Origin of the sequence: Halospina denitrificans, assembly GCF_004364635.1 — a bacterium.
GTDB classification, from domain to species: Bacteria; Pseudomonadota; Gammaproteobacteria; order Pseudomonadales; family Oleiphilaceae; genus Halospina; species Halospina denitrificans.
On record NZ_SOAX01000008.1, the window covers coordinates 160,499 to 186,515 of the forward strand.

Sequence of the window (26,017 nt, forward strand, 5' to 3'; positions counted from 1 at the left end):
GTATAGGGTTCAGAGCATGATTGAGAGAGGCGCAATTTCAACGGACAGGGAGCATTACCGTGCAACGCTCGAGCGGTTGCGGCGTTTCGCGCGCCTTACGGATTCGCGTTTCCGCATACCCTTTACCTCCATCCGTTTCGGCGTGGGTCCCATACTGGGGGTTATTCCCGTAGTGGGTGATCTGGCGGGGCTCGCTCTGTCCGGCTATGTGATTCTGGAGGCCCGCCGTGTCCAGGCACCGGGATTGCTTCAGCTGAGAATGCTGGGTAATGGTGTCGTTGATGCGCTGGGCGGCGTGATTCCTTTTGTGGGTGACGTCTTCGACGTCTGGTTCAAGGCGAACGACCGCAATGTTGAGCTGCTCACCCGCTATCTGGAACAACAACTTGCTCCACCACCCTCAACGGGTTGGAGATGGCTGCCCCTGGTCATCGCCGCCCTGGGGACTGCATTCCTCATCGTTCTGTTCCTTGCCCTTTAGTCCCTGAATCGGGCGGGTTTTGCAACAAACCGCTTGCATCCTGTGTTCATAAAGCGACACTGGCCGGTAACCTATCGGAAAAGCGAGTATCGCCCTCTATGCCCGGATCGGCCTCACAGGAAACAACGGTTATCAGTGATCAGGCAAGCCGTATTGTGGCAAGCCTGGATTCCGCCCTGGAGAAGCTTGCCTCCACACCGGACTACGCCAAGGGCAATCATGTGGGTTGGGTGCTGGATCAGGCCCGCAAACTGCTTGGTTACCCCGAGGGGCCGGGCTTGCTGTTCGAGCGCGCCGGACGTCTCGACACGGCCGGGCTTTTTGCCGGCACGGACTGGGAATCGCCGGATACCCTGCAGGCCCGTTTTGTTCCCGTGACCTTTGAAGAGGGCGATGCACGCCTGATTGCTCTCGAATGTCTGAGCGAGTTGCGGATGCTGGCCGTTGCCGTGGGCACCTATTTCCACCCTCGCCTGTCGGCGGAGCAGGCAGAGCATTTTCTGACCCAGGTCCTCGCTTTCAATCTACAGTCGCTGTTCGGTATCAGCGATGAGGCTTCTCGATCGCGGCCCGTGAATGTGCAACGGATGCTGGATTACCACCTGCGGTACGTCGCCAGCCACATCGGTTTCGATAACATGCTGGATCACGTGGTGACCGAGGTCTGGCGCCTTCTGCGCCAGCGCCCGATCCAGATCACCAATATCCGCCAGATGGTGGATCGTATTGCGGTCTGCCTCTTTGATCCGTCAGTAGGTTTGGGGACAGCCGCCCGGGGGGCTGAACAGCTGGTCAGCGCGCTTTACGGCCCAACACAGCATTCCCGGGAGGATCCCGGTCTGTCCGTCTACGAGCAGCGGCTGTCCGGGCTGGATGATATGGCGCTGGATGCCGAGGCGGGGAGTTTCTCCCGGGCTATGCACGATTCCGGACTGGTCTCACCCTACCATGCCACTTTCCTGCGGTTTGCCCTTGAACGGGATGACGCCGAGCTGACGGTGCGCTGCCTGGGACTCAGCAGTACCGGCCGGGACTGCCTTCTGTGCTACCGCAGCCTGATGATGGAGCTGGCGAAGTATTCTGTGTTTCCGGAAAACTGTCAGGCGGTCTACGGTCTCGCGTGTCTGCTGGAGCGGGGGATTCTCTACCAGGGCAGCATCGCGGCAGCACTGTGGCGGCAGATGAAGACACCACTGCATGCGGACGTAGTCGCGCTGTTGTCCGGGCTCTATGGTGATGCCCACGACCCGGGAGCCTTTCTGATGGGCGGCATCATCAGCGCACTGGGTCTGCCCCTGGGGCTGGGGCAGGGCAACAACCCGGCCTGCCAGTCCACCCGCGCCCTGTCCATGTGGTCCTACACGGACCCGGCCTACCTGCTGCAGCTGGTGCGTTGGGCCTCGCGGGACAATCAGGTGGTTATGGAGTTCGAGGGCGAGTCCCTGAACTCGGCGTACCTCTATGGCGGTGTGGTCAGCCAGTGGAACCTGGACCTGGACCCGCTGTCACTGGTTCTGGTGCCGCACCTGGACCGGATCTACCTGGAAATGGGCCGGCGTTCGGCCGGGCGTGGCGAGGACCCGCACCGCTGGATCAACCCGGAATTTCACGGCTGGTGGGTGCATCGCGGCTTTGCCATTGCGGTGGATATCCATACCGGCAAGCTCCAGGACATTGAAGGCTACATCCGGACCTTCTATTCCCTGTACAACCCGCTGTACAACGGCAACACGCCTGTGGTGCATCCCCAGCCTGCGGGTATCGCCGTCACCGACAGCCAGGCCCGGTTCGTGGGCTGGCACGCCATTGCCATACTCCGGGTCGCGTTTGACCAGGAAGAGGTCATGCGCGTCTACTTCTACAACCCCAACAACGACAGCGGCCAGGATTGGGGCAACGGCGTCAAGGTCTCAACCGAGGGCTACGGCGAGCAGCATGGCGAGTCATCGCTTCCCATCGACGAATTTACCTCGCGCATCTACATCTTCCATTACGATGTCACGGACTGGCAGCTCCACACCGTGGAAGTGCCCGAAGACGAGATCATGAAGGTGCGACAGCTTGTCGAACAGAGCTGGGGCCGCAACCGGCTCCAGGCCTAGAACTTACGGCGCACTCCAAAGCTCTTTTCCGGCTTGCCGGTATTGCGCGCCACCGCAGTACGCTGGTTGGCGCGGCCGATGATCTTCTTCTGAAGCCGCGTCTCCCAGTCCAGAGCCGTCTTATCGTCCGCCTGCCAGGCCCGATTGAACAACAGTTTGTTACCCGCAACCGCGTCCGGCGACTTCTCCTTCAGCTCATCGATAAATGCCAGCGCATCTTCCAGCGGCTGCTCGCTGACATGGGTCACCATACCCAGGGCACCTGCCTGCTTCCCGCTGATCACACGCCCCGTCATCGCCAGCTCTTTTGCCTTATCAATGGGCATCAGCTCGGACAGCGTGGTGGTCAGGCTCATATCCGGAATCAGCCCCCACTTAGCCTCCATGATGGAAAACTCGCAATCCGGCGTCGAATACCGGAAGTCCGCCCCCAGCGCAATCTGCAGGCCACCGCCGTAACAGACCCCATGAGTCACCGCGATCACCGGCGCCGGCACTTCCCGCCAAAGGTACCCCACATCCTGGGCCAGATTGCTGATCTTCCGCCCCGGCTTGAACAGCAACTTCGCAAAGTTCACCGGATTCGCCGACACACTCTTCACATCCAGCCCGGAGCAGAAAACCTTCCCCGCCCCCTGCAGAATCACGGCCCGAACGGACGTATCCTTCTTCAACTGCTTCGCCGTCGCACTGATGGCATCAAACATGGCCATATCCAGACCATTGTACTTTTCCGGCCGATTCAGGGTGACGTAGGCGATTTCATCTTCGATCACAAGGGTGACACGGTCTGTCATGGGGCAGTCTCCGTTGTTGAACAGACGGGGTCAGGGCGGGGACTGCTAATCGGGAAACGCTGTGAATACATCCCTGTACGCTTGCCTCCGCCATCCATGGCTCCGGACATTCCCGATTAGCAGTCCCCGCCCTGACCCCTGATTCACTGCAGGGTTTGATGTTCCAGCAATCAAAAGGGTCGGATACACGCAAAATCTCTGAGCACAGCGGCAGGCAGTGGCTGTTGGGAATGTCCGGAGCCATGGATGGCGGAGGCAAGCGTACACGGACGTATTCACAGCGTTTCCCAACAGCCACTGCCTGCCGCTGTGCCCCGTAGAGTCTATCAGGCTGGGGACGATTGCATAGGGGCCTGATACCGCCGCAGTCTCAATGCATTGGTCAGAACACAAACACTCGAGGCCGCCATCGCCAGCGCAGCGAACATCGGCGACAACAACACCCCGATGAAGGGATAGAGCACACCAGCGGCGACCGGAATCAGCAGCGTATTGTACCCAAAGGCCCAGAACAGATTCTGCTTGATGTTGCGAATGGTCGCCCGGGAAAGACTGATCGCATTGGGCACATTGCGCAGATCACCCGACATCAGCACCACCTCAGCGGATTCAATCGCAATATCCGTCCCCGTGCCAATGGCAATGCCAACATCCGCCTGTGCCAGCGCCGGCGCATCATTGATGCCATCGCCCACAAAGGCCACGGCCCGGTCATCCCCCTGAAGGGCCTTGACCGCATCCACCTTGCCATCCGGCAGCACCTCCGCGCGCACCTCGTCGATGCCGCATTGGCGTGCAATGGCGTTGGCGGTGTGTTCGTTATCCCCGGTGATCATTGCCACGCGAAGGCCCTCGCCATGCAGTGCCTTGATGGCGTCAACAGTGGTCTCCTTGAGCGGGTCGGCAATAGCGATCAGCGCTGCAAGCTCACGATCCACGGCGGCGTAGAGCGGTGTCTTGCCATCCTCACCCAGCGCCTGGGCATCCCTGGCGACGGCGCTGACGTCCAGCCCCAGTTCCTGCATGTAGCCGGCGCCGCCGAGTGCCACTTCCTGCCCATTAACCCGGGCCAGAACACCCTTGCCGGTATCGGTCGAGAAGTCCGTGGGATTGCTCAGTTCAAGCCCCTTTGCCTGGGCCGCATCCACAATGGCCCGGGCTATGGGGTGCTCAGAAGCGCTCTCCACGCTGGCGATCAACGCAAGCAGTTGGTCGTTCTCAAAGTTGCCCATTACTTCCAGGTTGGTCAGCTCTGGTTGGCCTTTGGTCAGGGTGCCCGTCTTGTCGAGGGCCACGACCTCGGTGTTACGCAGGCGCTGGAGTGCATCACCCCGCCGGAACAGGATGCCCATTTCCGCACCCTTGCCGGTGCCCACCATGATGGAAGTTGGCGTTGCCAGGCCCATGGCGCAGGGGCAGGCGATGATGAGCACGGCCACGGCATTGATGAGGGCGAAGCTCAGGGCCGGTTCCGGCCCGAACAGCATCCAGATGCCGAAGGTCAGGGCGGACATCAGCATGACGATTGGCACGAATACACCGGCGACCCGGTCCACCAGGGCCTGGATGGGCAGCTTGGAGCCCTGGGCTTCCTCCACCATGCGGACAATCTGCTGCAGGGTGGTGTCGCCGCCCACGCGGGTAGCGGTGAAGGTCAGGCTGCCGGATTGGTTGATGGTGCCGCCGACGACCTCATCGCCCTCGCTTTTCTGAACGGGTACAGGCTCACCCGTAATCATGGACTCATCAATCCAGGAGCTGCCGCCGGTTACGGTGCCGTCCACCGGGATCTTCTCGCCGGGCCGCACCTGGACGGTATCCTCCTCGGCAACGTCTTCAATCGGCACTTCCTGGGCATCGCCTTCACGGATCACCCTGGCCGTACGCGCCTGCAGTGTCAGCAGGCGCTTGATGGCTTCGCCGGTGCGGCCCTTGGCACGGGCCTCCAGATACCGGCCCACCAGGATCAGTGTCACGATCACGGCGGCAGCCTCGTAATACACCTGCACCTGGCCTTCGGGAAGCACCGAGGGCAGGAAGGTGGCGACCACGGAGTATCCCCAGGCGGCGGTGGCGCCCAGCATCACCAGGGTGTTCATGTCCGGTCCGCCGCGCAGCAGCGCCGGCAGCCCCTGGCGGAAGAAGCGCAGTCCGGGGCCGAACAGCACGACACTGGCCAATACGAAGAACAGGTAAAAGAGCGTCTGCTGGCCAATGGCCTGCATCTGCCACTCCTGGAAGGCGGGAATGAAGTGGGCGCCCATGTCGAGGATGAACACCGGCAAGGTGAACAGGGCAGCAACGGCCACCGAGCGTTTCAGTTTGCGGGCCTCCTGTGCCTGGCTGTCTTCAGCGGGCTCGCTGCCGGTTTGTTCCTCGATGGGGGCGGCCTGATAGCCTGTCTCGCTGATGGCCTGCGCCAGTTCATCGGCGCTGACGGTTCCGGCAACGACCTCCACGGTGGCTTTCTCGGTGGCGAGATTGACGCTGGCGTTGACCACGCCGGAGACGTTCCGGGCTGCTTCCTCCACGCGGCTGACACAGGAGCCGCAGTGCATCCCGGTTATCTGGAAACGGAAGGTTTCCGTGGCCACGTCGAAGCCGGCCTGCTGAACTGCCTCTTTCAGGGCGCCAAGGGAGACGGATTCCCCGGCCTGGACACGGGCTTTGCTGGTGGCGAGGTTCACACTGGCCTCGCTGACGCCGTCCACGCCATTCAGGGCCTTCTCTGTCTTGCTGACGCAGCCGCCGCAGTTCAGGCCTTCAATGGTGAGGTTGTATTCGCGGTCTGTTGTGCTCATGGGCGCTCCTCCTGCCGCCTGATCTGGCGGTCGAGATCCTTGTTATAAACCTTTGGGTTACGGTATACAATCAAGGTAAATGCCGTACCATGGTACGGAGTCAAGTCCAGGATTCGGGAGAACCATGCTTACCATCGGAAAACTTGCTGCTGCCTGTGATGTGGGGGTGGAAACGGTTCGCTTCTACCAGCGCAAAGAGTTGCTTGATACCCCGGCGAGTGAGGGTGGCGTACGCCAGTACGGGAACGAGGACCTGCGCCGGCTCCGGTTTATCCGCAAGGCGCAGGCAGCGGGCTTTTCACTCGCAGAGATCCGGGAGTTGATTGGCCTGGATGCCAGTCATGATCATCACCGGGCGCGCGAGCTTGCCCGGACCCGGGTCGAGGCCCTGGACGCCAGAATCCTGGAGCTGCAGCAGGCCCGCGATTCCCTGAAACAGCTTGCGGCGGACTGCGAAGCGGACGATTCGGGGCCCTGTCCGATCCTGGAGTCATTCGGGGTATAGCGGGCCTCAGTGATTGGTTGATGCATCACTGTGGCCAAGCGAGCGCTCCGGGCTGATCCGGTCCCGGACCAGTTGCTTGAGGGCCTTGATCTCAGGGAAGCCACCGTCGTCTTTCCGGGACCAGAGTCGTGTCCCGTCAAGCCAGATTTCAAAGATGCCGCCCGAGCCCGGCTGAAGGCTGACTTCGTCAATATCACCGTCGAAAGTCGTCAACAGCTCCTGCGCGAGCCAGGTGGCTCGCAGCATCCAGCGACAGCCCGAACAGTACTTGATGGCAATGCTGTGTTGAGGGTCGTTCTCTGAATCCATCATGGTCCCTTCATTCCGGTGTTGGCTCAGCCGACCCTGAGATCGCCAAGCATGGGCTCAAAGACAAAGCCCAGCAGGAAGGCGAGGAGCGCAGCTCCACCGCCCATGGCAAGCGTCTCCATGCCGGCCCGGAAGCGGCTCATGCCGAGCACAAGGCCCTTGACCCAGCCAATGCCAAAGAGCGAGATTACGGCCGCGATGCCACTGACGATAAACATGTCCATACCCGCCAGGAAAGGCGCAATGAAAGGTAACAACGGAATGAGCCCCACGCCGATAAAGACCGCAAAGGTCGCGGTTGCTGCTTTCCAGGGAGAGGGGCCCGAGAGGGGATGGCCGAACTCCTCCTGGATCATGGTGTTAACCCATAGGCGGTGATTCGCGCTGATGGTTTCCACGATCTTATCGAGCGTCTGGCCTTCAAACCCTTTCTGCCCGAAGATCTGGCGGATCTCTTCCCTTTCCCCCTCGGGATCTAGCTCGATGTGTCGCTCTTCCTGTTCACGCAACCGGTCGCGGGCATCGTCATCGCTTTTGACGGCCTGATAGTTGCTGACGCCCATGCTGAAGGCATCGGCGATGAGGCTTGCAATGCCGAGCACGAAAGCAATCATGCCGGGCAGCCCGGCACCGGCGACACTGGCGATGACCGCCACGGTGGTGACGCAACCATCGATCCCCCCGAGGATGGCATCGCGCAGGTAGCTTGGGTTCGGATCCTCGGCCAGCCGTTGCCGGATGTCTTCCGGGTCGTGGCTGTGTTCAAGACGGTTCCAGCCCATGTCAGTCCTTATGGAGCGGTTGGTGCAATATTTTTCTGAGCAGCCACTAATGGAAACTAGATAAATGTGGTCTGCATTGCCAGTTTGCCTATGATCCCAATAAACTGCCGCCATGGATACCCAGACCAGCGCCCTCCACGAAGTACGTCTTGACCACGTTACCTCGCTACTGCGTGGCAGTGGGGCGCGAACGGTCCTGGATCTTGGCTGTGGTTCCGGCGCCCTGTTGCAGCGTCTGCTCGAGTCCGGCGTGTTTGATGAAGTGGCAGGCCTGGAGTCCTCCGGGGTATCCCTCCGTAATGCCCGGGACAGGCTGGCTCACTGGTTGGGCATGTCGCCGCCGCCTGTCCGCCTGCTCAGGGGCTCGTTCCAGGACGCGAACGAGGCCTGCAAGGGCTTTGATGCCGCCGCCATGGTGGAAGTCATCGAACACGTGCCCCCGCGTGAGCTGTCCACGGTTGAGCGGGCCGTTTTTGAACTCTATCGACCCGGCATCGTTGTTATCACGACTCCGAACGCTGAATACAACCCCCTGTTCGATCTGGCCCCGGGCGAGTTCCGCGATCCCGACCACCGGTTTGAGTGGAACCGGGACAAGTTCCGCCAATGGGTTGGCGGGATAGCCAGCCGCAATGGATACCGCGTAAGGACGGGCGGGATTGGTCAGGCGGACCCCGAGCTTGGGACACCGACCCAGACTGCCTGGTTTGAACGCCTCGATTGATGGTTCACATTCCGACCGCGTGCGAAATTGCAAAAGGTCAATCCTGATAGTTGCAGGATGCAGGGAAGCGGACCATACTTTTCCGGCATTACCCGGAGTTAATCCGGAAACTGGGACTGATATTGAAGGGAGTAGAAGGATGAATACATTAAGGATTTCCGTAGTTTTCCTGGTCATTTTCAGCATGCTGTCGGGCTGCACCACCGTCTCCCGCCAACTGGGAAGCGTTACGGCGAACAAGTACGCCGAGCCCCGGAGCGGTACGGTCTGGGTCGTCCCCCCACCGCAGCTTGAACCACCGCGTCCCGATGAACGCACCGTCTACATTTCCTATCGCAACATCAGCGATGCCACCCTTGATGTTGGGGCGCTTCTGAAAGAAGCCGCGCAGAATCAGGGCTGGGAAGTGGTCAATGATCCAACCCTCGCGCATTATCGCCTCAGAACGTCCACTCGTTTTTTTGGTGAAGTGGAGCCTGAATCCGGGGGCGCCAGTATGGGGAAGGGCATGGGCGCCATTGCCGGCGCTGCCACGGGGATCGGTGTGGGTGTCGCAACTTCCAGGGCAACGGATAGCGGACTTGCCGGGGCAGCAGCTGGTATCGGAGCTGGGGGGCTGGCCGGCATCGGCATCTCAAACGCCTCCAAGCCGCGAGAGTGGGCCCTGATCATGGATGTTGTGCTTGAGGAGCGCCAGGGGCAGCCGATCGAGGTCGAGGTCAGCACCGGCAGTGAGAGCGCGTCGGCTTCGGTTTCCGGGACAGGCAACAGCCGGACAGCTTCCGGCGGCGCGACCACCCAGTCAAACAGCAGTTCTGCAACCACAACGAAAAAGACCCAATATTTCCCGCACGGTATCCGCCTTTCTGTATGGGCAAACCAGATGAACATGCAGCAGGAGGAGGCAATGCCGTTGATCCGGGAGCGCACTCAAAAAGTAGTCACCAGAATGCTGCCGATGTGAATCGGCCCTGTCGGCGGGGTGGTTGCACCCCGCCTGCAACCCACCCCTACCGCAATATTGCGAAGACCGTAACATTTACACTTCCGGTCAGGTGACCTGTCCCACAGCTTGCCCCCTTGTCAGTTGATAGACTCCATGCTGCCCTGACAGAGATTCCGGAGCGTGGGAATGAAAGCCGTCCGGCAACTGACCCTGGTCATATTGTCCGCACTACCCCTGATGGCCAGCGCCGAATCGCTGGATGCCGCGAAGGCGGCGCTGGATGCAGGCACTCCTGCCGAAGCCGAGTCCATCCTTGCCGGTGTCAGCCGGGAAGAGGAGCGGGACGAGCTTTTTTATCTGCTGGCGGAGACGGCCCGGCAGTACGGTCATTACAGCGAAGCGGGCAATCAACTCAACCGTATTGACGACCCCGTCTGGGCGGCCATGGGATATTTCAATCTTGCCATGTCCCACTTCATGGAGGAGTCATTCAGTCGCGCGCGTACCGCCCTTCGGGTAACGCGTTCGCTGGCTGGACCAGCTTCGAATCCGGCGGCTTCTGAAATGGGCAATCGCGCTCGCCTGGTTGAAGGGCTGCTGGCCTTGCGCGGTGGAAACCCCACGACGGCGAAGGCGTCCTTTGCTGCCATCAAAACCGACAGCGTAATGGTGCCCCAGGGGCTCTATCTGCTTGGGATCGCCCGGGCGCGTACTGGTGAGCTGCACCGTGCCGTCCAGACATGGAAGCGGATTGAAAGTTTCCCGGCGGCCCTGCCGGGGGTGGTGGAGGCCCGGGTCGCCCGGGTGTGGGCCCATCGGGAGCAGCAACAGTATCGTCAGGCTCTGAGTACCACTGAATCGAACCGGAGCTACCTGGATAAGGTCATCGCGGACCTCAATGAGCTTCGCGACCGTGTCAGACGCGACGGTCTTGAAACGGTGGTGCGCAGCGAAGTGAACGGAAACGAGGACCTTGTGGATTTTCTGCGAGCAGGCCGTAATATCGCGCGCTCCAGCCCCATGGCCTGGTTTTTCCGCTTCCTGGAAACCGGCGGGACCATTGATGGGAGTGAGCGCCAGTTGAATGAGGCCTTTCTTGCGTTTCTGGGTGAGCAGGAGACGCTACTGCAGCAGTTCCAGGACCGTACGCTGCAGCAGCAGGCTACACTGTTCGAACGCATCGCACTGGAGCAGGCCGATGAGCGCCCAATGCAGCGGGGTGGCTGGGAATGAAGCGCCGTCTCCCGCCCCTTATTCTTATTTTGGTGATGGTTCCGCTGACCGCTGTTGCCAGCGTCAAGCTGCAGGAGGGCGCGGAAACCCTGGGCGATCTGCGTCCCCTCGTTATCCGCATCGACGACCGGCCATTGCCTGATATTGCGCTTGAGGACGCCGTGCAGCGCTACGTTGCCGTTTTCGAGAGCATGTCGGACCCCGAGACCCGCATCGCCGTCCTCAACCGCATCCAGAACCTGCAGTTCCGCTTTGGTGACAACCTGGGACTGAGTGAGGCAGAGAGTCAGCGCTTGCACCGGAAAGCCCTGCCGGACTTTGAAACGCTGCTGGCGGAGAATGACATGGCGCCAGGTGAGCGTGACCGGCTGCTTTATGAAGCCGCCCGGGCCAGTGATATTGCGGGCGAGCCGTCATCATCCATCAATTACCTGGAAACGCTCATGGCGGATCATCCGGACTCCGGGCTCGTGCCCGAAGCGGCATTCCGGGTGGGGGAATACCGCTTCAGCGGTGGCCAGCATCACGCCGCCGTCGACGCCTTCCACAAAGCGGTGGACACCGCGGAAGATGCCGGTTTCCGCGAGCGGGCGACCTATATGCTGGGCTGGAGCCAGTTCCTGGACGAGCGGCGCGAGGCGGCCAGTGACACTTTTATTGGTTTTCTGGATACCCACCATAACGAAGATTCCGGGTTTGATCACCTGACCGGTAAGGCTCGCGAGCAGGTGGATGACAGCATGCGGGTCCTGAGCCTGATCGCCGCCTACGGAGAGGGACCGCCATCCATGGCGCGCATGATCCAGCGGCAGGGGGGGCGCCCCTATGAGGCACAGCTTTTCCATCGGCTCATGCGATTCTATCGTGACAACAGCCGATATCAGGACAGCGTTGATACGGCCCGCTATTTTCTGGAGCGTAACCCCGGGCATACCGCTGCGCCCTTGATGGCAGATGAGATCGTCCGGTCGTGGACTGTGGGTGGCTACCCTGGCAAGGCCAGAGAGGCCAAGGCGACATTCATAGAGGATTACGGAGACGCCCGGGAAATGGCCGCGCTGGATGGCCAGCGGCGCAACCGCCTCATGGGATTTCTCAAGGAACTCGGTGTCTGGCATTACCGTCAGGGCCAGTCCGGCACCGGGAGCGCCAGGGAAGCGTTTGGGCAGGCCTCCCGGTACCTCGAGCAGTGGGCTGATCATCAGCAGCGCTTCTCCGTTGGCAATCGGTTTGAAACGCCGGGCCTGATGCTGCTGCTGGCCGGGGATGCAAGCCAGCAGGCGGGTGAGTCTGCCAGGGCGATAGAGCTTTATCAGCGCGCGGCCTATGAAGCACCTCCCTTTCCGGCGGCGCGGGAAGCGGGCTACGCGCTCGTGCAGCTTCGCCATGACCGTTGGCGTGGACAGGGTGACAGAGAGTCGTTGCTCAACCAGCTGGTTGCTGACGCGGACCGGTTTGTCGCGACTTTCCCGGAGAGCCCCCGTATCCCCTCGGTACGGCATGAACTGGCCAATATTCTCTACGACAATGACCGTCTCGAGAATGCGGAACGTGTTGCCAGGGCGTTGGTTGAGGCAGACGGTGGGGGCAAACATGAGCGGGCAGGCTGGATCGTGATCGGCCATGTGGCTCTCGAGCGTGGGGCGTATCCACGGGCGGAGAAAGCCTGGAATGAAACGCTTGCGCTGACAGCGGCAGACGATGATCGCCGGCCTGATTTCAAACGACGCCTGGCCGTGTCGGTTTATCGCCAGGGCGAGGCAGCCCGGGAAGCGGGTGAGATGGAGGAGGCCCTGCGCCATTACGACCGGGTTTCCCGGGTTGCGCCGGAAACGGAAACCGCTATCAGGGCCAGTTTCGACTATGGCGGCCTCCTGCTTGAGCTGGAGCGTTGGGATGAAGCAATTATGGCTCTGTCGACATTCCGGGATGAGTATCCGGAGCATCGGCTGAGCGGGCGGATTTCGGAAAGGCTGGTGTTTGCCCACCTGGAGTCCGGGGATCCGGGTCAGGCAGCTGATGAGATGCTGGCCCATGAGCCGGCGGAACTCTCGGGCTCAGAACTCTGGGAATATCGACTGGAAGCGGCCGGCCATTATCGGGATGCGGACCGGCTTTTTGACGCCGCATCGCTTTATGAGTCCTTCCTCGCCGAAGGCAGCCGCGCCCTGGGTGATCATGAGTTCCACCAGGAGCGCCGCCACGATCTTATCCGGATCTCCGCAGAGCTTGATCGCAGCGGTGCACTGGCTGATTGGCACAGTCGACTCCTGGAGGCGGAACGCAATGGGCCGGGGACCGATCGCAGCGAGTACCTGGCCAGCCAGAGTGCCCTCTGGCTGGGGCGTCGCGCGGCTGATGAATTTGAAGCCATAGGCCTGAAGGCCCCTCTGAAGGAATCGCTGCCGCGCAAACGCGATGCGATGGAAGTCGCCGTGAATTATTTCCAGGAAGCCGAGAAATATGGTTTTGCCGAAACCGCCACCGAGAGCACCTACCGGTTGGCCGAGCTCTATCGACAGCTGGCCGAGGACGTGATGGATTCGGATCGTCCCCAGGGGTTGACCGACCTTCAGGCCGACCAGTATGAAATGCTCCTGGAGGAACAGGCGTATCCCTTCGAGGAAAAGGCCATCGAACTGCATCAACGCAACCAGGAGCGTATCGCTGAGGGCCACTGGACGCCATGGGTCAGTCAAAGCCTGAGCACCCTCGCTGAAATGTTCCCGGCCCGTTATCAACGGAAGTCCCTCTGGATGGAGGCGCGTAATGAAAGCGGTCGCTAGGGCGGTGGGAATGGCGTTGTTTGCCCTGGCTACCGGTTGTGGCAGCCTTATGCAGGCACCGGATCAGGGTTATGAGCCGCCGGGGGCTGATGTGCCCCTGGTGCGTGTCCCTCTGGACGACGAAGCGCAGCGCCTGGTTTCACGGGCACGGGATTCGCTGGCCCGGGACAACCCCGGGCGGGTCCGGGATTATCTGGCGCGCATTGACGGCCGTTACCGTTATGAGCCCGACGTGTTGCTGGTTCATGGGATGGTTGATCGCATGACCGAACAGCCCCAAAAGGCGATGGTCCACTATGAAACCCTTCTGCAGGTAGAGCCGACCCACCCCGGTGCGGCCAATGATCTGGCGCTGCTCTACCGTGAGGAGGGGCGGATCCAGGAGGCGAAGGGGCTTCTATCCACTGCGCTTGAGGCGCATCCGGACCGGCCGCGACTGCATTACAATCTGGCCGTTCTGTACGAGCTCTATCTGGTCGACCTGGAGCAGGCGCTGGTCCATTACCGGGAATACCAGGCGCACTCGGACGGTGAGGACGAGAAAGTAGCGCGCTGGATCAAGGACCTTGAGAGGAGGGTGGAATGATCAGGGTGACTGGCGTCACAATCGCAACCGTTCTGCTGCTTCTGCCCTTGGTGGGCTATGGCCAGGAGGACAGGGGAATTGAAATCCGGGGCGTGGATGAGCGTCCCGGCGTGCTGCATCTGGTCCCGTGGCAGCTTCCTGAGGACGATCTCCCCGAGGCACCGCGGGTGGATGGGTCCCGGTTTGAACGCATTATCGAACCCGTGGATGATCGAGTCCACCGGCGCCACATGCAATTTCGCCAGAATCCGGCAGCGCTTCTTGAAGCGCTGTCGACCGATTAAGACACCTGATCACTGATAACGCATAACAACCGCAACGGAGTTTTGGAGCCAATGGAAACCGCAATCAACTTTTTCCAGCAGGGTGGTCCCTTTATGTACCCGATCGCCCTGATCCTGCTGCTCGGCCTTATAATCGTGCTTGAGCGGTTCATCTACCTGCAGGTGGCTCGGCGACGTAACCGCGTCGCGTTTGAGCAGGGCATCTGGCCATTGCTGAAAAAAGGTGATTTCAAGCAGGCGGCCCAGACCGCACGGGAATCAGGGGTGGAAATCGGGCTCATGCTTGAGGCCGGGCTGGCCCGTTATCGCAACAACCAGTCCCGGGGGGATGTGGAATACGCCATGGAAGAAGGGCTGATGGAGGTGCTGCCCCGGCTTGAAAAGCGCACGCCCTACCTGGCCACACTTGCCAATGTGGCAACGCTGCTCGGGCTCCTGGGCACTATCATCGGTCTTATTTCCGCCTTCACGGCGGTGGCGGACGCGGAGCCTTCAGAGAAGGCGGAGATGCTGTCCCAGAGTATTTCCGTTGCGATGAATACCACGGCTTTCGGACTCATGTCTGCGATCCCGCTGCTGCTGGCCCACGCCTACCTGCAGACGCGGACCAACGAGATGGTGGACAGCCTGGAAATGGCGAGCGTCAAGCTGCTGAACCTGATTTCGGAGACCGAAACAGGCAGTCAGGCAAGGGGCGGCGCGACAGGCCGGGGGTAACCGTATGAGACGGCGACACCGTAAACAGACCTCGGAAGTGGATCTGAATATCACGCCCTTTCTCAACCTGATGATTGTGCTGGTGCCGGTACTGCTTCTGAGCATGGTTTTCACGCAGACGCGAATCATGGAGCTGAGTTTTTCCGACTCCGACGGGGCGGCCGCCCTCGAGGATCAGGAAGACCTGTCGCTCTACGTGGTTCTGCGCGATGGAACCCTCGAAGTGGGAGATAGTAAACGGGGCCCGCTGAAGCGCTTCGACCCGGTCAGCGGCGGCGACCCGGATTTTGAGGCCATGCGCGAGCTGCTTCGCGAGATCAAGAAGCGGTTCCCGGACAAGCGCGATATCCGATTGCTGGCAAGCCCCGGCACGAACTACCAGACACTGGTGAGCGCCATGGATCATATCCGCGGGTATCCGGAGGTGGTTGCGGCGAATGTGGTGACGGCCGAGCTCTTCCCGGATATCGCCCTTGGCGATGCACCGTCGCGTAGCGGCGACAGCAATGGAGAGGGCTCATGAAGGAATCACGCAGGGCCCGCCGCATGCAGCGCCACTACCGGCGCATGAGCAAGCCGGGTGGCCTGAATCTCACGGCGCTGATGGATATCTTCACCATCCTGGTGTTCTTTCTCATGGTGAATTCCTCGGATGTCCGTGTACTGCAGCAGGAGAAGGACATCACCCTGCCTGAGTCCAGGGCCGATACGGTGCCGGAGGACGTGCTGCGCGTTGTTGTGGCGGGTGGCAGTATCCTGATCAGCGGTCGCGAAGTTGCGCAGGTTACCGGTGATGCCTGGCCCAGCGATGATGAGGAGCGGGTCGAGGGGCTCTACGAAGCCCTGTCACAGCGTGTTGGCGATCGGGAAGTGCCCGAGAGGGGGCTGCCCGCGATGATCGTCGCCGACCGTGATATGGAATATGCCGTGCTGCGCCCGATCATGCGCACTGCCGTGGAAGCGGGGTTCCGCCAGCTTCATCTCGCTGTGGAGAAACAACCAGGGGAGGCGACTGGTGAGTAGAGAAGACTCCTCCGGACTCCCCTGGGGCGGCAGTGGTACCGAGGATCGCCTGCTGGGGCTGATTACGCTGGTACTCCTGGTGTTCTTCCTGCCGGTGGCGGTTCTGATTCCGATGCTGGACGTACCCGAGCCCACTCCGGAAGAGCGTGAAGAGGTTCCGCCGCAGATGGCCCGGATGGTGGATGAGCCCGAACCCGTGGAGCCCGAGGAACCCGAGCCTGAACCGGAGCAGGAGGCGCCCGAGCCCGCTGAAGAGCCTGAACCGGAACCCGAGCCACAGCCCGAGCCGGACCCCGAGGCCGTGGAGGAAGCGCGGGAAGTTGCGAGCGAGTCGGGTCTTGTGGGGATGAAGGACCAGCTTTCCGACCTTCGGGAGCTGGCGGATTCCGGACCGACCGAGCTGCGCTCCCCGGACGCCGAGGCGGCGGCCTCCGATGACTCGGCCCAATCGTCGGGGCCGGACCGGGAAGAGGTGCTGGCGGATTCCGGCGGTGCCGAAACCCTGTCAGAGGGGCAAACGGAAGAGGGCGAACTTGCCCGTCGCGAGGCGCGGGAACTTGAAGGGGGACAACAGGCGTCCCAGCAGGCTGAGACCGAGCCGGATGAACGTCCCATGGCGAATATCCGCGAAACCTTCGAGAACAACAAATCGGCCCTGTTCTCCATCTACAACCGCGCCCGCCGCCGCAACCCGCTGCTGGAAGGCGAACTGGTCCTGGAGCTTCGCATCGCCCCGAACGGGCGCGTTAACGACGTCAGCATCGTCGACTCGGAGCTGGAAAACTCGGACCTGGAGCAGCGAATCGTCCAGCGAGTCACCCTGTTCAACTTCGGCGCGATGGACGTTCCCGAACGAACAGTCCGCTTCCCCGTGGATTTTGCACCACCCTCCTGACAGTGCTGTCTCGCGCACTGCCGGAGGGAGATCAGGCAACCTGCTGTTCGTGCCCCTCGTCGGTGACCGGTGACTCACCGTTAAGGTCGGTCAGGTGTTGAATCATCAATGCCCGGCAACGGGCCATCAGATCCGGCACATCCTTTATGCCCAGATGTTCAGTGGGAATGGGCGGCAGGACCCGGACGGTGACTGTGTGCGGACCATGGGGGCTCTGCTCATAAGCTTTCAGATAATCGCTAAAGCAGATCAGCGTGATCGGTGCCCCAGTCATCACCGCCGTCTGAAAGGCACCCTTGCGAAAGGGCAGGAGACCCCGTCCCCGGCTGCGCGTGCCCTCCGGCAGGATCCACACCGACTGCCCCCGGCAAGCAATCGCCTGGTTCGCCGCGTTCATCGCCGTCATCGCCTTCTGCCGATGACGCCTTTGAATCAACACGTTGCCACCCAGCCAGAAAATCTGCCCGAAAAACGGAATCCACCCCAGACTCTTCTTACCCACCACCACCGCATTCTCCGGCGTGATCTGCCCATAGAAATACAGATCCAGATTGGACTGATGATTCGCCACCATCACATGCGGCCGCTCCGCCGGCATATGCTGCCAACCCTCCAGGCGCACACGTGTATTCAGAACCCTAAGTCCACCCCAGGCGTACATACGTGCGCAGGCCTTGTTGTTACCACGGTGAAAGGGCCGGGCTACACAAAGGATAAACCCGGCAAAAGTAGCCGGAACAGCAGCTATAAAAAGCCCGATTTTCTGAGCCCAGTTCATGACACCCTCGCACACTTGTTTGTGATTTCAGTGTACGACTGTTCCGGTTTTTGGTCACGAAGGTTATTGTGCAGGTATGTAACAAACCTGGATTGACTACTGCACGAAGGGAGAGCGTTGGCGGGGATGGCTTTCCGGGAATCTCCGGAGCCATGGATGGCGGAGGGAAGCGTACAGGGATGTATTCACAGCGTTTCCCGGAAAGCCATCCCCGCCAACGCTCGGGAGGCAGGGATAATAGCTTTAGGAATCACTCCATACAGGCCAGAACCAACGCCCAGAACTCCGAGAAATCATTAACAACAACATCCGGCTTATACGGATACTTCTCATTCCCCGGAAAAATCGTATTCAGCCATCGCAGATCCCACTGCGCCCCGTTGAAGAAAACCGCCGTCTGCCCGGCCCGCGCCGCCGCAATCACATCCGTGGTACTGTCCCCCACATACCAGATGCCCCCATCCGACGACTCCCCAAGCCGCTCCGCCGCCAACAGCAACTGGTCCGGATGCGGCTTGCGCTGTGACACATCATCCCCGCAGATTGTCAGCTCAAAAAACCCGCTCCAGTCATCACCGTCCACCCGCCTGAGCTCCTCCTCGAAAAACTCCCGGTCCCGGTTGGTGATCACCCCGAGCCTCAAGGGCAGACGATTGAGCGCCACAAGCAGGTTGCGGACCTGCGGCTCGAAGGCCTTGGCTGTGCCGAAGTGTTTCCGGTAGTGATGGGTGAACACCTCATGGGCCCGCGCCTTCGCCTCGGCATCCTCCCCGAAAAGCACCTCGAAGATGTCCGTGCGCGATATCTTGCGGTCCGCGCGCACCTTCGGGTGAAGCTGGGCATGATCGCGCACATACTCCACCAGCCGGGCGTCTTCCGGGGAGCGGGCTTCTTCCGGTTCAATGACGTTGTCCATCAGGCCCATCCCCTTGAGTTCCGGAAGCATGTCATCCACGGCGTGGTACATGGCATCCAGCGTATCCACCAGCGTCGCATGCCAGTCGAAAAGGAGGGTTCGGGGGCGTGCCAGATTGACCACCGAGGGGTGCCAGTCGGGCTCAATGCGCGGCTCGGGTGGTTTGGGCCCAGGGTAGGGGGCTGGCCGGTTGTCCGCGAGTGCACTTTGTGCGCCGGAACCCTCGGGCAGTGCGGCGTCAATGAGGTCGGTAAGTTCCTCGAAGGAGGCCGCAATGGCATCCGGCCGGTGGTCCGGGTCTCCGGCGAATCGCCGCTCAATGTAGCTCGGCTCCCACTGCCCGCCATTGAAGAACACCGCCGTAACCGGGGCATTCTTGCCGGTGACCATATCCACCGTACTGTCACCCACGTACCAGACGTTGGGGCCCGCCTCCAGTCCTGCAGCGTGAGCCGCATTCAGGAGCACTTCCGGGTCAGGCTTGTAGGCAGTGACGTCTCCGGCACAGATGGTCACGTTAAAGAGGGACTGCCAGCGCCCCCCGTCGACAATCTCCAGTTCATGATCCAGGAATTCCCGGTTGCGGTTGGTGGCCACGCCCAACTGGATGCCGGCCGCACGAATCGCGCCCAGATACTCCGCCAGGCCATCCTGGAAAGGCTTAACCTCCCCGAAATGGCGGCGGTAACAGGCGTTGTAGGCTTCGTGGGCAACCTGCTTGGCGTCGGTATTGTCACCGAAAATGGCATTGAAGATGTCCGTGCGCGAGACGCGGCGCTCGGCCAGGATCTGTGGATGCAGGCGGCGGAAGATGCGGATGTAGCGTACGAGCTTGGCGTCGTCCGCGGTCTTGCACTCACTTTCCGGGAGAAGCTCCTCGACCAGCCCCAGGTCCTCGAGCTGGGGCAGCATCTCCTCCATGGCAGAGAACATGGCGTCATGGGTATCCACCAGTGTTCCGTGCCAGTCGAACAGGATCAGGTGAGGCGTTGCGAGCCGTGGTTCCGCCATGGAAACCGCCTCAGGCGAGTTTCTTGTGCTTGACCCGCTTGGGCACCCAGGCATCATCGCCCTTGCGGGACCGGAGGTCGGCATCGTACTCGGAGAAGTTGCCCTCGAAGAAGATCACCTCGCTGTCGCCTTCGTAAGCCAGGATGTGGGTCGCGACGCGATCAAGGAACCAGCGGTCGTGTGAGATCACGATGGCGCAGCCCGGGAACGCCAACAGCGCTTCCTCGAGAGCACGCAGTGTTTCCACGTCCAGGTCGTTGGTGGGCTCGTCCATAAGCAGCACGTTGCCGCCCTCCTGCAGGAGCTTGGCCAGATGGATCCGGTTGCGCTCACCGCCTGAGAGTTCCTTGATGCGCTTCTGCTGTTCCGCGCCCTTGAAGTTGAACCGGCCCACATAGGCGCGGGACTGGGTCTGGTATTGGCCAACCTGGATGATGTCCTGGCCGCCGCTGATTTCTTCCCAGACGGTGTTGTCCTCGTTCAGTTCCCGCATCTGGTCCACGTAGGCCAGCTGCACGGATTCGCCGACGCGGATCTCGCCCTCATCCGGGGTTTCAGAGCCGATGATCATGCGGAAAAGTGTCGATTTACCCGCGCCGTTGCCACCGATGACGCCCACGATGCTGGTCGGTGGGATGTTGAACGTCAGGTTTTCAAACAACACCGTGTCACCGTAGCTTTTGGTGACATTGTCCACTTCAATAACCTTGTCCCCCAGCCTTGGCCCCGGCGGGATGTACAGCTCGTTGGTCTCATTGCGCTTCTGGAATTCCTGGGAATTGAGCTCTTCGAAGCGCTTGAGTCGGGCTTTGTTCTTGGTCTGCTGGCCCTTGGCATTGCTGCGCACCCACTCCAGCTCCTGCTGAACCGCCTTGCGGTGTGAGGATTCCTGGCGGGCCTCCTGTTCCAGGCGCTTTTCCTTGTGCTCCAGCCACTGGCTGTAGTTGCCCTGGAAGGGGATGCCCTGGCCACGGTCAAGCTCCAGGATCCAGCCGGCGACGTTGTCCAGGAAGTAGCGGTCGTGAGTAATGGCAACCACGGTGCCGCTGTAGTCGTGCAGGAAACGCTCCAGCCAGCCCACGCTTTCAGCGTCCAGGTGGTTGGTGGGCTCGTCCAGCAGCAGCATGTCCGGCGTGGACAGCAGCAGGCGGCACAGGGCCACTCGGCGGCGTTCGCCCCCGGAAAGGTGTTCCACGCTGGCGTCCCAGGGCGGCAGTCGCAGGGCGTCGGCCGCCACTTCCATACGGCGCTCAATGTCATGGCCCTCTGAAGCCTGGATGAAGTTCTCCAGTTCTCCCTGCTCCTTCGCCAGGGCATCAAAGTCCGCATCCGGTTCCGCGTAGGCGGCATAGATCTCGTCGAGCCGCGCCAGCGCCTTGTTAACGCCTTCCACGGATTCCTCGACGATCTCCTTCACGGTCTTGCTCGGATCCAGCTCAGGCTCCTGGGGCAGGTAGCCGATATTGAGTCCCGGCAACGGCCGTGCCTCACCGACGTAATCCGTTTCCACCCCAGCCATGATCCGCAGCAGTGTGGACTTACCCGCGCCGTTCAACCCCAGGACGCCGATCTTGGCCCCGGGAAAGAAGCTGAGATTGATGTCTTTTAGGATTTCCTTCTTGGGGGGAACGACCTTGCCGAGGCCGTTCATGGTGAATACGTACTGAGCCATGGAATCTCCGCGTTAATGAGGCTTACTCGTAATCTGAGGCGGGGAAGCGGGGAGGGTCTCCCGGGAAGCTCTTTCGCCATGGATGGCGAAAGCGCAGCGTCCAGGGATGGATTCATAGCGATTCCCGGGAGACCCTCCCCGCTTCCCCGCGCACCCTGTGCCTAAGATGTTCGTACAGTAACCAATAGCGGTTTTTGAGGCAATAAAAGTCCCGTCTGGCGCGGGTTTGCGCCCGGTTTCCGGATGCAGGATGCTATTCGGCCGCTCTTTCGGTAGAATAGCCCAACCTTTTCGATCTGACCCCGAAAGTTCATCATCCGACCATTTTACTGGCAGGACGTTCCTCGGGGTGCGTCTGTTTGCCAGCACACAAGAGGCTGACAATGTTTAAGAAAGATATGACCATCGCCGGTTACGACGACGAGATCTGGAACGCCATGGAGGCGGAAGTCAAGCGCCAGGAAGAGCATATCGAGCTGATCGCGTCCGAGAACTACACCAGCCCGCGCGTTATGGAAGCGCAGGGTTCGGCGCTGACCAACAAGTACGCCGAAGGCTACCCGGGTAAGCGCTACTACGGCGGCTGTGAGCATGTCGATGTGGTTGAGAGCATTGCCATTGAGCGCGCCAAGAAGCTCTTCGGCGCCGATTACGCCAACGTCCAGCCACACTCCGGCTCCTCTGCCAACAATGCCGTCTACATGGCGCTGATGAAGCCCGGTGAGACGGTCCTGGGCATGAGCTTGGACGCCGGTGGGCACCTGACCCACGGCGCCAAGGTCAACTTCTCCGGCAAGATCTACAACTCGGTCCAGTACGGCCTGGATGAGGAAACCGGCCTGCTGGACTACGACGAGATCGAGCGGCTCGCCGTTGAGCACAAGCCGAAGGTGGTTCTCGCTGGCTTCTCCGCCTACTCCCAGGAACTGGACTTCAAGCGCTTCCGCGAGATCGCGGACAAGGTGGGCGCCTACCTGTTCGTGGACATGGCGCACTTCGCCGGCCTGGTTGCTGCCGGCGTCTATCCGAGTCCGATCCCCTATGCCGATGTTGTAACAACGACCACGCATAAGACTCTGCGTGGCCCGCGTAGCGGCCTGATTCTTGCGAAGGGGGCTGGCGAGGATCTGCAGAAGAAACTGAACTCGGCGGTCTTCCCCGGAAGCCAGGGCGGCCCCCTGATGCACGCCATCGCCGGCAAGGCGGTGTGCTTCAAGGAAGCCATGCAGGACGACTTCAAGGAATACCAGCAGCGCGTGGTCAAGAACGCCCAGGCCATGGCCGAGGTGTTCCAGAAGCGCGGCTTCGATATCATCTCCGGTGGCACCAAGAACCATCTCTTCCTGCTGAGCCTGATCAAGCAGGACATCACCGGCAAGGACGCGGACGCCGCGTTGGGCCGTGCCAACATCACGGTCAACAAGAACGCCGTGCCCAACGATCCACGCTCGCCCTTTGTCACGTCCGGGCTGCGTATCGGTACACCGGCCATGACCACGCGTGGTTTCGGCGAATCCGAGGCACGGGACCTGGCCGGCTGGATGTGTGATATCCTTGATGACCTTGAAAATGAAGACACCATTGAGCGGGTCCGCAAGGACGTTCAGGAGCTGTGCCGGAAATTCCCGGTCTACGCTGACTGATCCCCTGAAGCCCGCTCTCCGGAGGGACATGTAACCATGCATTGCCCGTTTTGCGGTGAGGCGGACACCAAAGTGATTGACTCGCGCCTGGCGGCGGAAGGCGACCAGGTGCGACGTCGACGCGAGTGTCTGTCCTGCAGGGAACGCTTTACCACCTTTGAGGGCGCGGAGCTGGTCATGCCGCGGATCGTGAAACAGGACGGTTCGCGGGTGCCCTTTGACGAGAACAAGATGCGCCAGGGCCTGATGAAGGCGCTGGAGAAACGTCCGGTCGGCATCGAGGAAATCGAGGCCGCGCTGAACCGCATCAAGTTCCGCCTGCGCGCCACCGGCGAGCGGGAAATCAAGTCGCTGATGGTGGGCGAGGAAGTGATGTACGAGCTGCGACAGCTCGACAAGGTGGCCTATGTGCGCTTTGCCTCAGTCTACCGCAGCTTCCAGGACATCAATGAATTCAAGGAAGAGATCGAACGCCTTACCCTCAACGGCGACACCGGGGACGAGTCCCCGGTAACCGTTGCCGCGAGGGCACTCAGGGAATCCGTGGAAAAATAACCGCACGACGGAGCCAGCCTCCTTGAGCCTGACCGACGATACCCACTACATGAGCCTCGCCCTCCAGCTTGCGGAGCGTGGCCTCTACAGCACACACCCCAACCCCAGGGTGGGTTGTGTTGTCGTGCGTGACGGGGAAGTGGTTGGGCAGGGCTGGCACCGATGCGCGGGCGAGCCCCACGCGGAGGTCAACGCACTCAACGAGGCCGGCGACCGCGCGCAGGGCGCCACCGCCTATGTCACCCTCGAGCCCTGCAGCCATCACGGCCAAACGCCCCCCTGTGCCGATGCCCTGATCGACGCTGGCGTGGCCCGGGTCGTGATCGCGGTTACGGACACCAATCCAGAAGTGGCCGGCCAAGGCGTGGCCGGGCTTGAGCAGGCGGGCATCGAAGTGGTTTCCGGCATTCTCGAGAAACCTGCTCGCGAACTGAACAACGGCTTCCTGCGCCGCATGCAGGGCGGCCGCCCCTGGTGCCGGGTCAAGATGGCAGCCAGCCTGGACGGCCGCACCGCCATGGCCTCCGGCGAAAGCCAATGGATCACTGGCCCCCAGGCCCGCTCCGACGTCCAACGCCTGCGCGCCCGCTCCGCCGCCATCATCACCGGCGCCGGCACCGTGCGCGCCGACAACCCGTCACTGACAGTCCGTCCCGAGGAACTCGGCGATATCGGCCATAAGGCGCTACCAGTAGCCGAACCACTGCGCGTGGTGCTGGACCGAAACCTCACGACACCGCCGGACGCCAAGGTGATCACAGGCAGCGGCCAGGCCGTTGTCGTCACCACCGAAGACGCCATCGACGCGACAAAAGCCCAGTTACTGCGCGATAATGGCGCAGAAGTGATCACGGTTGAACCCGACGAGCGGGGCCAGCCGCACCTGCGGGCCGTTGTGGATGAGCTTGCAAACCGGCAAATCAACGAGGTCCTCGTCGAAGCCGGCCCGGCCCTCGCCGGCGCAGCGTTGCAGTCGGGCATAGTGGATGAATTCTGGCTGTATCAGGCTCCCACGATCCTGGGAAGCAACGCCCGCCCCATGGCGGCGCTGTCACTTGATACAATGGCCCAACAGCACCGTATGGCGGTAATGGACAGACGGATTATCGGCGGAGATCAACGGATAATCCTGCAACCTCAGCATTGAGGTTTTGGAAGCCCACTCGTAATAGGGGGTGAGCGGGCCTCCCTTCCCGGGAAGCTCTTTCGCCATGGATGGCGAAAGCGCAGCGTACATGGATGTATTTATAGCGATTCCCGGGAAGGGAGGCCCGCTCACCCCGTGACAGAGCGCAAAAAGGTCGCACGCATGGCACTAAACAGCATCGAGGAAATCCTCCAGGACATCCGTGAGGGCAAGATGGTTATCCTCATGGACGACGAGGATCGCGAAAACGAAGGCGACATCATCATGGCCGCCGAATGCGTGCAGCCCGAGCACATCACCTTCATGGCCACCGAAGGGCGCGGCCTGATCTGCATGCCCATGAGCCGTGAACGCTGCGAACGCCTGAACCTGCCACTCATGGTCCAGCGTAACAGCTCCGGCTTCGGCACCAAGTTCACCGTTTCCATCGAAGCCGCGCGCGGCGTCACCACCGGTATTTCCGCAGCCGACCGCGCCAGGACTGTCCAGGTTGCCGCCGCCAGGGGCACAACTGCGGAGGATATTGTCAGCCCCGGCCATATCTTCCCGCTGATGGCGCAGCCGGGCGGCGTCCTCTCACGCGCCGGCCATACCGAGGCCGCCTGCGACCTGGCCACCATGGGTGGCTTCCAGGCCGCGGGCGTTATCTGTGAAGTGATGAATGATGACGGCACCATGGCGCGGCGCCCCCAGCTCGAGGAATTCGCCGACCGACATGGTCTGAAGATCGGCACTATTGCCGACCTGATCCACTATCGCACCATGAACGAACGAACCGTTGAGTGCGTGGATCACTACGAGATGGACACCGAGTATGGCCAGTTCCGGCTGCATACCTATCGGGATTCCATCCAGGGCGAAACCCATCTGGCCCTGACCATGGGCGAGTTCTCCCATGACGATCCGGTACTGGTGCGGGTCCATATCACGGACACGCTGCGCGATCTTCTGCATGTCCAGCATCGTGGCTCCCATGGCTGGCCGTTGCATCAGGCCATGCGCAGGGTGGCCTCGGAAGGCCGGGGGATAATCGTGCTGCTGAATAACGGCCAGGACAGCTATGCACTGGAGGATCGCATCCGCGGCTTCTTCGAGAGCCGCGCCCATGGCGAGGCATCGGAATCCGCCGGAAGTTCCGGGGTCTACCTGACGGTGGGAACCGGCTCACAGATCCTTCGCGATCTTGGCGTGGGTAAGATGAGGCTGCTCAGTGCCCCGATCAAGTTTTCCGGGATTTCCGGTTTCGATCTGGAGGTTGTGGAATACCTGCCCTACGATGAAGACACGAACCAATGACCGACGGGATAAAAGCCCGGCACGGAGA

24 protein-coding genes are annotated in these 26,017 nt (G+C 61.3%); 17 read left to right on the forward strand and 7 right to left on the reverse strand.

Features of this window, described 5'->3' with window-relative positions; all coding sequences use genetic code 11:
* The first annotated feature begins 16 nt into the window (after nucleotides 1-16).
* Together DES49_RS14975 and DES49_RS14980 are read left to right on the forward strand one after the other, a co-directional pair.
* Complete coding sequence (locus tag DES49_RS14975; RefSeq protein WP_133737240.1) at nucleotides 17-481, forward strand: DUF4112 domain-containing protein; 465 nt, start codon at nucleotides 17-19, stop codon at nucleotides 479-481.
* Between the two features lie 98 nt (nucleotides 482-579).
* Nucleotides 580-2,583, forward strand: a complete 2,004-nt coding sequence (locus tag DES49_RS14980) for a hypothetical protein (protein WP_133737241.1) — start codon at nucleotides 580-582, stop codon at nucleotides 2,581-2,583.
* Here DES49_RS14980 and DES49_RS14985 read toward each other — a convergent pair.
* Complete coding sequence (locus tag DES49_RS14985; RefSeq protein ID WP_133737242.1) at nucleotides 2,580-3,380, reverse strand: crotonase/enoyl-CoA hydratase family protein; 801 nt, start codon at nucleotides 3,378-3,380, stop codon at nucleotides 2,580-2,582. The genes DES49_RS14980 and DES49_RS14985 overlap by 4 nt on opposite strands.
* Nucleotides 3,381-3,706: 326 nt before the next feature.
* On the reverse strand, nucleotides 3,707-6,181 hold the full coding sequence (locus tag DES49_RS14990) for a heavy metal translocating P-type ATPase (protein ID WP_133737243.1): 2,475 nt from the start codon (nucleotides 6,179-6,181) through the stop codon (nucleotides 3,707-3,709).
* A gap of 124 nt (nucleotides 6,182-6,305) precedes the next feature.
* Here DES49_RS14990 and DES49_RS14995 point away from each other — a divergent pair, with 124 nt between their 5' ends.
* The gene (locus tag DES49_RS14995) at nucleotides 6,306-6,686 is read left to right on the forward strand and encodes a MerR family transcriptional regulator (RefSeq protein ID WP_133737244.1); all 381 of its coding nucleotides are present in this window, start codon (nucleotides 6,306-6,308) and stop codon (nucleotides 6,684-6,686) included.
* 6 nt (nucleotides 6,687-6,692) lie between these two features.
* Here DES49_RS14995 and DES49_RS15000 read toward each other — a convergent pair whose 3' ends face one another.
* On the reverse strand, nucleotides 6,693-6,998 hold the full coding sequence (locus tag DES49_RS15000) for an Rdx family protein (protein WP_243865071.1): 306 nt from the start codon (nucleotides 6,996-6,998) through the stop codon (nucleotides 6,693-6,695).
* Between the two features lie 23 nt (nucleotides 6,999-7,021).
* Nucleotides 7,022-7,777 (reverse strand): VIT1/CCC1 transporter family protein, encoded by a 756-nt coding sequence (locus tag DES49_RS15005; RefSeq protein ID WP_133737245.1) that lies wholly within the window; start codon nucleotides 7,775-7,777, stop codon nucleotides 7,022-7,024.
* Between the two features lie 112 nt (nucleotides 7,778-7,889).
* Between DES49_RS15005 and DES49_RS15010 the strand changes: the two genes are divergently transcribed.
* The 10 genes from DES49_RS15010 (at nucleotide 7,890) to DES49_RS15055 (ending at nucleotide 16,971) form a co-directional block, all read left to right on the forward strand.
* Nucleotides 7,890-8,501, forward strand: a complete 612-nt coding sequence (locus DES49_RS15010; protein WP_133737246.1) for a methyltransferase domain-containing protein — start codon at nucleotides 7,890-7,892, stop codon at nucleotides 8,499-8,501.
* A gap of 139 nt (nucleotides 8,502-8,640) precedes the next feature.
* A complete protein-coding gene (gene traT, locus DES49_RS15015; RefSeq protein WP_133737247.1) occupies nucleotides 8,641-9,465 on the forward strand; it encodes a complement resistance protein TraT in 825 nt (274 codons plus the stop codon).
* Between the two features lie 168 nt (nucleotides 9,466-9,633).
* A complete protein-coding gene (locus DES49_RS15020) occupies nucleotides 9,634-10,680 on the forward strand; it encodes a hypothetical protein (RefSeq protein WP_133737248.1) in 1,047 nt (348 codons plus the stop codon).
* On the forward strand, nucleotides 10,677-13,466 hold the full coding sequence (locus DES49_RS15025) for a tetratricopeptide repeat protein (protein ID WP_133737249.1): 2,790 nt from the start codon (nucleotides 10,677-10,679) through the stop codon (nucleotides 13,464-13,466). Before DES49_RS15020 ends, DES49_RS15025 begins: the two co-directional genes overlap by 4 nt.
* A complete protein-coding gene (locus DES49_RS15030) occupies nucleotides 13,450-14,052 on the forward strand; it encodes a tetratricopeptide repeat protein (RefSeq protein ID WP_133737250.1) in 603 nt (200 codons plus the stop codon). Before DES49_RS15025 ends, DES49_RS15030 begins: the two co-directional genes overlap by 17 nt.
* Complete coding sequence (locus tag DES49_RS15035) at nucleotides 14,049-14,336, forward strand: hypothetical protein (RefSeq protein ID WP_133737251.1); 288 nt, start codon at nucleotides 14,049-14,051, stop codon at nucleotides 14,334-14,336. Before DES49_RS15030 ends, DES49_RS15035 begins: the two co-directional genes overlap by 4 nt.
* A 51-nt stretch (nucleotides 14,337-14,387) precedes the next feature.
* The gene (locus DES49_RS15040) at nucleotides 14,388-15,053 is read left to right on the forward strand and encodes a MotA/TolQ/ExbB proton channel family protein (RefSeq protein ID WP_133737252.1); all 666 of its coding nucleotides are present in this window, start codon (nucleotides 14,388-14,390) and stop codon (nucleotides 15,051-15,053) included.
* Nucleotides 15,054-15,057: 4 nt separating this feature from the next.
* Nucleotides 15,058-15,576, forward strand: coding sequence for an ExbD/TolR family protein (locus tag DES49_RS15045; RefSeq protein WP_133737253.1), 519 nt, complete (start codon nucleotides 15,058-15,060; stop codon nucleotides 15,574-15,576).
* The gene (locus DES49_RS15050; protein WP_133737254.1) at nucleotides 15,573-16,076 is read left to right on the forward strand and encodes an ExbD/TolR family protein; all 504 of its coding nucleotides are present in this window, start codon (nucleotides 15,573-15,575) and stop codon (nucleotides 16,074-16,076) included. The genes DES49_RS15045 and DES49_RS15050 overlap by 4 nt, the downstream gene beginning before the upstream one ends.
* Nucleotides 16,069-16,971, forward strand: coding sequence for an AgmX/PglI C-terminal domain-containing protein (locus DES49_RS15055; protein WP_133737255.1), 903 nt, complete (start codon nucleotides 16,069-16,071; stop codon nucleotides 16,969-16,971). The genes DES49_RS15050 and DES49_RS15055 overlap by 8 nt, the downstream gene beginning before the upstream one ends.
* A 31-nt stretch (nucleotides 16,972-17,002) precedes the next feature.
* Here the strand turns inward: DES49_RS15055 and DES49_RS15060 are convergent, their stop codons facing one another.
* The 3 genes from DES49_RS15060 to ettA form a co-directional block, all read right to left on the reverse strand.
* The gene (locus DES49_RS15060; protein WP_133737256.1) at nucleotides 17,003-17,749 is read right to left on the reverse strand and encodes a lysophospholipid acyltransferase family protein; all 747 of its coding nucleotides are present in this window, start codon (nucleotides 17,747-17,749) and stop codon (nucleotides 17,003-17,005) included.
* Nucleotides 17,750-17,999: 250 nt separating this feature from the next.
* Nucleotides 18,000-19,676: an HAD family hydrolase gene (locus DES49_RS15065; RefSeq protein ID WP_133737257.1), complete on the reverse strand. Its 1,677-nt coding sequence runs from the start codon at nucleotides 19,674-19,676 to the stop codon at nucleotides 18,000-18,002.
* Between the two features lie 10 nt (nucleotides 19,677-19,686).
* Complete coding sequence (gene ettA / locus DES49_RS15070; RefSeq protein WP_133737258.1) at nucleotides 19,687-21,348, reverse strand: energy-dependent translational throttle protein EttA; 1,662 nt, start codon at nucleotides 21,346-21,348, stop codon at nucleotides 19,687-19,689.
* Between the two features lie 383 nt (nucleotides 21,349-21,731).
* Between ettA and glyA the strand changes: the two genes are divergently transcribed.
* From glyA to ribBA, 4 genes are all read left to right on the forward strand, one after another.
* The gene (gene glyA, locus DES49_RS15075) at nucleotides 21,732-22,991 is read left to right on the forward strand and encodes a serine hydroxymethyltransferase (protein ID WP_133737259.1); all 1,260 of its coding nucleotides are present in this window, start codon (nucleotides 21,732-21,734) and stop codon (nucleotides 22,989-22,991) included.
* Nucleotides 22,992-23,027: 36 nt separating this feature from the next.
* Nucleotides 23,028-23,546, forward strand: a complete 519-nt coding sequence (nrdR, locus tag DES49_RS15080; protein ID WP_133737260.1) for a transcriptional regulator NrdR — start codon at nucleotides 23,028-23,030, stop codon at nucleotides 23,544-23,546.
* A 22-nt stretch (nucleotides 23,547-23,568) separates the two neighbouring features.
* The gene (gene ribD, locus DES49_RS15085; RefSeq protein WP_279591385.1) at nucleotides 23,569-24,693 is read left to right on the forward strand and encodes a bifunctional diaminohydroxyphosphoribosylaminopyrimidine deaminase/5-amino-6-(5-phosphoribosylamino)uracil reductase RibD; all 1,125 of its coding nucleotides are present in this window, start codon (nucleotides 23,569-23,571) and stop codon (nucleotides 24,691-24,693) included.
* 162 nt (nucleotides 24,694-24,855) lie between these two features.
* Nucleotides 24,856-25,989: a bifunctional 3,4-dihydroxy-2-butanone-4-phosphate synthase/GTP cyclohydrolase II gene (ribBA, locus tag DES49_RS15090; protein ID WP_133737314.1), complete on the forward strand. Its 1,134-nt coding sequence runs from the start codon at nucleotides 24,856-24,858 to the stop codon at nucleotides 25,987-25,989.
* Nucleotides 25,990-26,017: the final 28 nt, after the last annotated feature.

Bases quoted from the DNA above. Each gene is read 5' to 3' on its own strand.
- DES49_RS14975 (WP_133737240.1), top strand. From the start codon at position 17: ATGATTGAGAGAGGCGCAATTTCAACGGACAGGGAGCATTACCGTGCA.
- DES49_RS14980 (WP_133737241.1), top strand. From the start codon at position 580: ATGCCCGGATCGGCCTCACAGGAAACAACGGTTATCAGTGATCAGGCA.
- DES49_RS14985 (WP_133737242.1), bottom strand. From the start codon at position 3,380: ATGACAGACCGTGTCACCCTTGTGATCGAAGATGAAATCGCCTACGTC.
- DES49_RS14990 (WP_133737243.1), bottom strand. From the start codon at position 6,181: ATGAGCACAACAGACCGCGAATACAACCTCACCATTGAAGGCCTGAAC.
- DES49_RS14995 (WP_133737244.1), top strand. From the start codon at position 6,306: ATGCTTACCATCGGAAAACTTGCTGCTGCCTGTGATGTGGGGGTGGAA.
- DES49_RS15000 (WP_243865071.1), bottom strand. From the start codon at position 6,998: ATGATGGATTCAGAGAACGACCCTCAACACAGCATTGCCATCAAGTAC.
- DES49_RS15005 (WP_133737245.1), bottom strand. From the start codon at position 7,777: ATGGGCTGGAACCGTCTTGAACACAGCCACGACCCGGAAGACATCCGG.
- DES49_RS15010 (WP_133737246.1), top strand. From the start codon at position 7,890: ATGGATACCCAGACCAGCGCCCTCCACGAAGTACGTCTTGACCACGTT.
- traT (WP_133737247.1), top strand. From the start codon at position 8,641: ATGAATACATTAAGGATTTCCGTAGTTTTCCTGGTCATTTTCAGCATG.
- DES49_RS15020 (WP_133737248.1), top strand. From the start codon at position 9,634: ATGAAAGCCGTCCGGCAACTGACCCTGGTCATATTGTCCGCACTACCC.
- DES49_RS15025 (WP_133737249.1), top strand. From the start codon at position 10,677: ATGAAGCGCCGTCTCCCGCCCCTTATTCTTATTTTGGTGATGGTTCCG.
- DES49_RS15030 (WP_133737250.1), top strand. From the start codon at position 13,450: ATGAAAGCGGTCGCTAGGGCGGTGGGAATGGCGTTGTTTGCCCTGGCT.
- DES49_RS15035 (WP_133737251.1), top strand. From the start codon at position 14,049: ATGATCAGGGTGACTGGCGTCACAATCGCAACCGTTCTGCTGCTTCTG.
- DES49_RS15040 (WP_133737252.1), top strand. From the start codon at position 14,388: ATGGAAACCGCAATCAACTTTTTCCAGCAGGGTGGTCCCTTTATGTAC.
- DES49_RS15045 (WP_133737253.1), top strand. From the start codon at position 15,058: ATGAGACGGCGACACCGTAAACAGACCTCGGAAGTGGATCTGAATATC.
- DES49_RS15050 (WP_133737254.1), top strand. From the start codon at position 15,573: ATGAAGGAATCACGCAGGGCCCGCCGCATGCAGCGCCACTACCGGCGC.
- DES49_RS15060 (WP_133737256.1), bottom strand. From the start codon at position 17,749: ATGAACTGGGCTCAGAAAATCGGGCTTTTTATAGCTGCTGTTCCGGCT.
- DES49_RS15065 (WP_133737257.1), bottom strand. From the start codon at position 19,676: ATGGCGGAACCACGGCTCGCAACGCCTCACCTGATCCTGTTCGACTGG.
- ettA (WP_133737258.1), bottom strand. From the start codon at position 21,348: ATGGCTCAGTACGTATTCACCATGAACGGCCTCGGCAAGGTCGTTCCC.
- glyA (WP_133737259.1), top strand. From the start codon at position 21,732: ATGTTTAAGAAAGATATGACCATCGCCGGTTACGACGACGAGATCTGG.
- nrdR (WP_133737260.1), top strand. From the start codon at position 23,028: ATGCATTGCCCGTTTTGCGGTGAGGCGGACACCAAAGTGATTGACTCG.
- ribBA (WP_133737314.1), top strand. From the start codon at position 24,856: ATGGCACTAAACAGCATCGAGGAAATCCTCCAGGACATCCGTGAGGGC.